The sequence below is a fragment of the Novosphingobium sp. B-7 genome (genome assembly GCF_000410615.1).
Lineage (GTDB): Bacteria > Pseudomonadota > Alphaproteobacteria > Sphingomonadales > Sphingomonadaceae > Novosphingobium > Novosphingobium capsulatum.
Genome location: NZ_KE148499.1, coordinates 6425 through 14345, shown reverse-complemented (window position 1 = coordinate 14345; position 7921 = coordinate 6425). Strand labels below are relative to the sequence as shown.

General features: G+C 66.3%; 5 protein-coding genes. 2 read left to right on the top strand and 3 right to left on the bottom strand.

Annotated elements, in window-relative coordinates; all coding sequences use genetic code 11:
• The coding region (galA, locus tag H926_RS29900) for a beta-galactosidase GalA (RefSeq protein WP_237741160.1) at positions 1–2020 on the top strand (2020 nt) is incomplete at its 5' end.
• 20 nt (positions 2021–2040) lie between these two features.
• On the top strand, positions 2041–3159 hold the full coding sequence (locus H926_RS0122320; protein ID WP_022678232.1) for a glycosyl hydrolase 53 family protein: 1119 nt from the start codon (positions 2041–2043) through the stop codon (positions 3157–3159).
• A 50-nt stretch (positions 3160–3209) separates the two neighbouring features.
• Here H926_RS0122320 and H926_RS0122315 read toward each other — a convergent pair whose 3' ends face one another.
• The 3 genes from H926_RS0122315 to H926_RS35235 all read right to left on the bottom strand — a co-directional run.
• Positions 3210–3614 carry a membrane protein gene (locus H926_RS0122315; RefSeq protein ID WP_022678231.1) on the bottom strand — a complete coding sequence of 135 codons (405 nt, stop codon included), beginning with the start codon at positions 3612–3614 and terminating at the stop codon, positions 3210–3212.
• A gap of 113 nt (positions 3615–3727) precedes the next feature.
• Positions 3728–6397: a TonB-dependent receptor gene (locus H926_RS0122310; protein ID WP_022678230.1), complete on the bottom strand. Its 2670-nt coding sequence runs from the start codon at positions 6395–6397 to the stop codon at positions 3728–3730.
• A 182-nt stretch (positions 6398–6579) separates the two neighbouring features.
• Positions 6580–7921 (bottom strand): ATP-dependent DNA helicase RecG (locus H926_RS35235; protein ID WP_237741159.1); only part of this gene is annotated, 1342 nt, incomplete at its 5' end.

Below are 7921 nucleotides of genomic sequence, written 5' to 3'. Positions count from 1 at the left end.
CGCCATCTGGCTCGAATTCGACGGCGTGTTCCGCGATTGCAAGGTCTTCGTCAACGGCTATGAAGCGGGCGGCAGCGCCTCGGGCTATGCCCCGTTCCGCGTCGATATCGCCGATTTCCTCGATTACGATGGCGGCCCCAACCAGTTGACGCTGCGCGTCGATGCCAGCCTGGGTGAAGGCTGGTTCTACGAGGGCGCGGGCATCTATCGCCATGTCGACCTGGTCAGCGCCGCGCCGATCCACGTGCCCCAATGGGGCACTTGCGTGCGCAGCACGATTGGCGGCACGGGCGCGCAGGTTGCCATCGCCACTACGCTGGCCAATGCGGCCGAGGTGGCGGGCACGGCGCAACTGCGCCACCGTGTGCTGGCCCCCGATGGCCGCGAAGTGGCAGCCATCGCCGCGCAACCGGCCGCCACGCTGGCGCCAGGCGCGCAGACCACGCTGGACCAAGCGCTGGCCCTGCCCGCGCCGCAGCTATGGTCGCCGGAAACGCCGCGGCTCTACACCCTGGAAACCAGCGTGCTGGTCGATGGCCAGGAGGTTGACCGCACCCAGACCCGCTTTGGCATCCGCACGCTGTCCTTCGATGGCACGCACGGCTTTGCGGTCAACGGCAAGCCGGTCAAGCTGCTGGGCGTGTGCAACCACCAGGATCACGCCGGCGTGGGCACGGCCATTCCCGATGCGCTGCATGCCTGGCGCGTGGCGCAGACGCAAAGCATGGGCGCCAACGCCTGGCGCAGCGCGCACAATCCGCCGGCACAGGCATTGCTCGATATCTGCGATGCGACCGGCATGATGATGGTCGCCGAAACCCGCCTCAACACCACCAATCCCGAGGCGATGGACGAACTCGATCGCATGATCCTGTCCTCGCGCAATCACCCGGCCATCATCCTGTGGTCGGTGGGCAACGAGGAAGGCCACCAGGGCACCGAGCGGGGCCGCCGCATTTCGGCGCAGTTGGTGGCGCGCTGCAAGCAGCTTGATCCCACGCGGCTGACCACCCAGGCGATGGACAAGGGCTGGGACGGCGGCGCGGCCGATACCGTCGATGTGGTGGGTTTCAACTATCGCACCGACAAGATCCCGGCGTGGCGCAAGCGCCATCCGGGCAAGCCGGTGATCGGCACCGAGACCGCCAGCACCGTGGCCACGCGCGGCGCCTATGCCAACGATGCCGCCGCCCACGTGGTGCGTGCCTATGATACCGAGCATCCGTGGTGGGCCAGCACGGCCGAAGAATGGTGGCAGATCGTGGCGGCCGAACCGGGCATTGCCGGCGGCTTTATCTGGACCGGCTTCGACTATCGCGGCGAGCCCACGCCCTATGCCCAGTTCTCCAGCGTTTCCAGCTATTTCGGGGCGATGGACCTGTGCGGTTTTCCCAAGGACAACTATTACTATTACCGCGCCTGGTGGCGCCGGGACGCACCGCTGGTGCACCTCTTGCCGCACTGGAACTGGGCCGGCCGCGAAGGACAGCCGATCGAGGTGTGGGTCCACGGCAACTGCGCCGAGGTGGAACTGCTGCTCAATGGCCGATCGCTGGGCCGCAAGGCGATGCCGCAGAACGGCCACCTCGCCTGGACCGTGCCCTATGCCCCCGGCCGGATCGAGGCGCGCGGCTATAACCAGGGCCGCGTTGCCGCCCGCGACAGCAGGGTGACGGCAGGCCGCCCCGCCGCGCTGCGCCTTTCGGCCGATCGCACCCGCCTGGCCGCCGATGGCGGGGACACCGCCGCCGTGCGGGTCGAGGTGATCGATGCGGCCGGAAACCTGGTGCCTACCGCCGATACCGCGCTCGGCTTTTCCCTGAGTGGCGCGGCCCGGGTCATCGGGCTGGGCAACGGCAATCCCACTTCGACCGAACCCGACAAGGGCCATGCGCGGCGCGCGTTCAATGGCCTGGCGCAGGCCCTGGTGCAAAGCGCCGGCGCCGCCGGCGCGGCACGGCTGACCGTCACGGCCGCTGGCCTTGCACCAGCCAGCCTCGACCTGTTCTTTCACGCCTGATGCGAAAGGCCCCTCTTTCCATGACCCTCCTGCGCCACGCCCGCAGCGCCGCGATGACCGCCCTTGCCCTTACGCTGTCCACCCCGGCGCTGGCCTCGCCCGCGCCGCCGCTCTACCTCGGAGCAGACCTGTCTTTTACCAACGAGATGGAAGCCTGCGGCGCCCGCTTCCTCGAGCACGGCAAGCCGGCCGATCCCTTCGTGGTGCTCAAGCAGCATGGCGGCAATGTCATGCGGGTGCGGCTGTGGCACACTCCGACATGGACGCAGTACAGCACCTATGACGATGTGCTAAAGACGATCACGCGCGCCCATGCCGCTGGCCTCAACGTGCTGCTCGACTTCCACTATTCCGACGATTGGGCCGATGGCGACAAGCAGCCCGCCCCGGCCGCCTGGGCAAACCTGCCCACCGATGCCCAGGTCAAGGCGCTGCACGACTATACGCGCGACGTGCTGGACAAGCTGGCGGCGGCCGGGCAACTGCCGGAAATGGTCCAGGTGGGCAACGAAACCAATGCGGCCGTGCAAGGCGGCGTCAAGGACCAGCCGATCGACTGGACGCGCAACGCCCGCCTGCTCAACGCCGGGATCAGCGCCGTGCGCGAAAGCGCCAAGGCCCACGGCAAGCCGATCCAGGTGATGCTGCACATCGCCCAGCCCGAGAACGTCATCCCCTGGTTCGACGCCGCCACCGCAGCCGGCGTGCTCGACTATGACATCATCGGCATCAGCTATTATTCCAAGTGGTCGACCTACAACCTTTCCGGCCTGGGCAAGGTGATCGACGCCGCCCACCGTCGCTATGGCGCGCAAGTGTGGGTGGTGGAAACCGCCTATGCCTTTTCCGACGATCACGCCGACGACACGACCAACCTGCTCGGCTCGGACAGCGCCATCCCGGGCTACCCGGTCAGCCCCAAGGGCCAGCTCAAGTACCTGCAAGACCTGACGCAGACCGTGGTGGACAATGGCGGCAACGGCGTTGTCTATTGGGCGCCGGACTGGGTTTCCACCCGCTGCAAGACGCGCTGGGGCACGGGATCGAGTTGGGAAAACGCCGCGATGTTCGACATCCGCCACCACGAGGCGCTGCCCGCGTTCGACTGGCTGGGGAAAACGTACAAACCCCAGCGCTAAGCCTCTCACCACCCCCAACCCCCTCCTCTGAAGAGGAGGGGGCTTTTTTGTCAGCGCTTTACGGGAGCGCGGTTGCGGCCCACCACCCCGCTCGCCCACAGCGCGGCCCAGATCAGCAGCGGCTGGGCCAGCATGCGCGGGATGTGATACGCCAGGCCCAGGCCATGATCGGGCCGCGCCAGGTCCATCAGCATATGGTTCACGTTGGCCGGCCACACGCACAGCGCATAGGCCGCCAGGCCCCAGCCCGCGGCGCGGCGCAGGGCGGGGCTATGGCCCTGCACCAGCGCCACGCTGCCGGCCAGTTCGGCCAGGCCGGTCAGCGTGATCACCAGCGGCGCCAGCGGCACCCAGGCAGGCGTGATCTTGAGGAACGGCGCGGGCAGCGCCAGGTGCAGCACGCCTGCAGCAAAATAGAGCAGGCCAAGCAGGATACGCACGATGCGACGGGTCATGCCCGCTTGTTGCATGGCACCGGCGCAGCGCCAAGAAAAAGGGCGCCGCATCGCTGCGGCGCCCTGGCAGGTTGAGGGTGGTTCGGGGAGAGGATCGAACCGCCCTGAAACGATCAATAGCGCACGGTCACATCAGCGAGATAGCTGCGGCCATACTTTTCATAGCGGGCAATCTGGTTGGGATCATTGTTCCAGTAGAAGCGCGCCACCTGGTTGGTCAGGTTGTTGGCCTGGACCCGCACCGAGATGTTCTTGGTGATGCTGTAGCCGATGCTGGCGCCCAGCGTGGTTTCGCTGTCCAGGCGCGTCAGTTGCGAGGCATCCCAGCCATAGATCACCGTGAACGGGCTATGATGCTTGAGCGCCAGGCGGGCGTCGATGCCATGATCGGAATACCACAGGTCGAACTCGCCAGTGAAATCGGCCAAGCCCACCGCCGGGAACGGATTGGCCTTGGGCGCCAGTTCCTTGAGGTCAGACTTCACGAAGGCGGCGTTGGCATAGATACCGAACTTGTCGAGGCCGGGGATGAAGTAGAACGGCATCTGCAACGTGGTTTCCACGCCGGCGATATAGCCGCCCTTGCCGTTGGCCGGGCCGGTGATCAGGTAATCGGCGCCACCGATGTTCTGGGTGGTCTGGGTATAGCCGATGTTGGTATCGACATCCTTGTAATAGCCGGCCACGGCCAGCAGCGCATCCTTGTGGAAGTACCATTCGGCCGAGATGTCACCCTGCGTCGCCATGAACGGGCGCAAGGTGGGGTTGCCGGCGCTGCCGGTCAGCTGCGGCGGATAGACCGACAGGATGCGGTTGGCGCGCAGTTCATCGAGCGGCGGACGCGAGATGACGCGCGCGGCGGCAACGCGCAGCTTGAGCGTATCGGTCAGTTCGAAGTTCAGGTTGATGCTGGGCAGCGCGCGGAAATAGTGGCTGTTGCCCTGGATCGGGAAAATCGTGGTGACATTGGCGCCGCTGCCGTTGTTGGCGGTCGGATCCCACGACGTGCTCGAACCGGCCGCGGTGCTGTGCGTGACCACATCGACGAACCGCACGCCAACGTTGCCCGAAAAGCCGTTGCCGCCAAGGTCGGCCATGACATAACCTTCCATGTCGTCCTCGCGCACGCGCCAGCCCTTGGTCGGATCATCGGCACCTGGGGTATAGACCACCGACTGCGCGGCAATCGTGTCGAAATTGCCATAGACCATCGTCGGCACGCTGAAATTGCGCACATTGAACGCGGTCAGGTCAGCGGCGTTGAGGGTGACGTTGCCACCGCCGATCGTGCCCACGCTGCCGCTGCCATAGGCCAGGCTCTTGACGCGGTTGGAATAGCGCAGGCCCACGCCCACGCCCGCCAGCCAGCCACTGTTGACGGCGCGGCGAATGTCGATCTGCCCGGCGCCCAGGTCATCATGCAGGCGCTGCGGCCCGTCATAGAGACCGGGGTAATAGCTCTGCACCGTCTGGGCAGACGTGTCGCCGACATTGGCACCGCTGACCGAGAGCGACGGCACCTGGCCTGCGCCGGTGGCAAAGGTCGTGCTCGACGGATAGAATTCCGTCGCGACCGAGCGATAGAGGTTGTTGCGCTTGGCGCTGGAATAGGAGACGTCGGTCTTCACCGACCACGTGCCGTCGTCATACTTGGCGTTGAGGCCCGAGACGAACAGCGTCTTGTCTTCGGTGTATTTGCCGAACACGTTGGTGACCGAGGAATAGTTGTTGAGCGTGGCGCCCGTCACCGTGTTGCCAGCCAGCGTGTAGTTGCCCGGCTGATAGATATCGCCCGGCTGGCCGAAATTGCCGCCCCAGTCGCCCCAGCCGTTGGACCGGCCATACCACTGCTGCGCCTGGTTTTCGTTGATCTTGATGTTGGAATAGAGGCCGTCGAGCGTGATGTCCCAATAGGAACCCGGCTTCCACTGCAACGCGGCGGTGGTGCTCCAGCGCGTTTCCGTCAGGCCCTTGACTTCGGACTGCGCACCCCAAGGGGCGTTGATCTTGTTGCCGCTGGCATCGGTCGGCGGGGTGCCGGTGTCGGGCGTGTTATAGCCCCAGCCCTGGAAGCTTTCAAAGCCGTTCTTCTGCCGCTGGTAGGTGCCGCCCAGCACCAGGCCGAGATTGTCGGTCAGCTTGCCGACATATTGCGCGCTGCCACGCGCGCCGAGGCCCGAATAGCCGGGAATGTCCTTGCCGCCATCGTTATAGATCGCGCCGCCGCGCACGGTCAGCGCCGGGCCGTGATAGTCGAGCGGCTTGATCGTCTGGATGTCGATCGTCGCGGCCACGCCACCGGCGATGAAGTTGGCGCTCTGGCCCTTGTACACCGCCACCGACGAGACGATTTCGGACGGGTAGATTTCCCAGCGCACGTTGCGGTCGGGCTCTGACGAAGCCACTTCGCGGCCGTTGATCAGGCCCAGCACCAGGCGCGGGCCAAGGCCGCGCACTGCGGCCTGGCTGGCATTGCCGCGATCGCGCGTGGCGGTCACGCCGGGCAGGCGGCCCAGCGAATCGGCGATGGTCACATCGGGCAGAACGCCGATGTCCTTGGAACTGATGGTTTCGGCCACCACGGCGGTGTTGCGCTTGGCATTGAGCGCATCGCGCAACGAGGCGCGCAGACCGGTGACGACGATCGCCTGATCGGACGCGGCCTCAGCAGCGGCCTGCGGCGCGGCAGCGCTGTCAGCCGATTGCGCAAATGCGGCGTTGGAACCGATGGCCAGCGCCAGCACGCTGGTTGCACACAGAACACGACGGAAATCGAGATGCATGAAAGCCCCTCCCGGAAAACAGTGAAGTCTTATTTATACGATAAATAGGATTCGTATGCGCAGGCTGTCAAGGCATGTTGCGCTGGGCGCTGGGCCAAGCGGGCAATGGCCGCAGAGTGTTGCCGGCTGGCAACAGCTTGGAATGCTCTGGAATCTTGGCGAAAGCCGCGATCCGCCGCGGTTCAGCCGCCGCGCAGCAGCTGCACGCCCCAATCGCGCTCGAACAGATAGAGCAGCACCCGCGCTGCTTCTCCGCGCGGGGAAGACAGCCCGCCATCGCGCTCCATCAGCAGGCGCGCATCGTCGTGCGCGATCGGCAGCAGGTTGGCGATCTGCTCGAAATCAGCGACGCGAAACGGCGTGTCGCCCGATTGCCGCGTGCCCAAAAGCTCGCCGCCACCGCGCAGGCGCAGGTCTTCCTCGGCCAGCAGGAACCCGTCCTGGGTTTCGCGCATCAGCGCCAGCCGCTCGCGCCCCACCTTGCTCACCATGTCGCCGCGCAGCAGCAGGCAGGTGGATTTCTGGCTGCCCCGCCCCACGCGCCCGCGCAACTGGTGAAGCTGTGCCAGGCCAAAGCGTTCGGCCTGTTCGATCACCATCAGCGTGGCATTGGGCACGTCCACCCCCACCTCGATCACGGTCGTTGCCACCAGCAGGCTCGCCTCTCCGCTGGCAAACCGCTCCATCGCCGCGTCCTTGGCCTCGGGCCGCATCTGGCCATGAACCATGACCACGCGCTCGCCAAAGCGCTCGGCCAGCATGGCGTGGCGCGCTTCTGCGGCGGCGAGATCCTCGTTCTCTGCCTCGCGCACCATGGGGCACACCCAATAGGCCTGGTGCCCGGCGGCAATGTGGCGGCCGATCCCGTCGATCACATCGGCCAGGCGTTCCTGCGCCACCACGCGCGTGTCGATCGCCTGGCGACCGGGCGGCATCTCGTCCAGCCGTGACACTTCCATCTCGCCATATTGCGCCAGGGTCAGCGTGCGCGGGATCGGCGTGGCGGTCATCGCCAGGCAGTGCGGCGTGCGCCGCGCCTTTTGCGTCAGCATCAGGCGCTGCCCCACGCCAAAGCGGTGCTGCTCGTCGATCACCACCAGCGCCAGGTTGCGATAGGCGACGCTGTCCTGAAAGATCGCATGGGTGCCGACCAGAATGTCGATCCCGCCATCGAGCAGGTTCATCAGCAGCGCTTCGCGCGCGCGGCCCTTGTCGCGGCCGGTGAGCAGCGCGATGTTCACGCCCGTCCCGCGCGCCATGCTGGCCAGCGTGTCGGCGTGCTGTCGCGCCAGGATTTCGGTGGGCGCCAGCAAGGCCGCCTGCCCGCCCGCCTCCACCGCGACCAGCATGGCGTGCAGCGCCACGGCCGTCTTGCCCGAGCCGACATCGCCCTGCAGCAGGCGCAGCATCGGGCTGCCTTGGGCCATGTCGCTTTCGATTTCGGCAATGGCCCGGCTTTGCGCGCCAGTCAGCGTGAACGGCAGGGTGAGCTTGGCACGCAAGTGCCCATCGCCGTGCAGCGGC

Excerpts from the sequence above, each read along its gene's own strand:
- H926_RS0122310 (WP_022678230.1), bottom strand. The coding sequence starts at position 6,397 with ATGCATCTCGATTTCCGTCGTGTTCTGTGTGCAACCAGCGTGCTGGCG.
- H926_RS0122315 (WP_022678231.1), bottom strand. The coding sequence starts at position 3,614 with ATGACCCGTCGCATCGTGCGTATCCTGCTTGGCCTGCTCTATTTTGCT.
- H926_RS0122320 (WP_022678232.1), top strand. The coding sequence starts at position 2,041 with ATGACCCTCCTGCGCCACGCCCGCAGCGCCGCGATGACCGCCCTTGCC.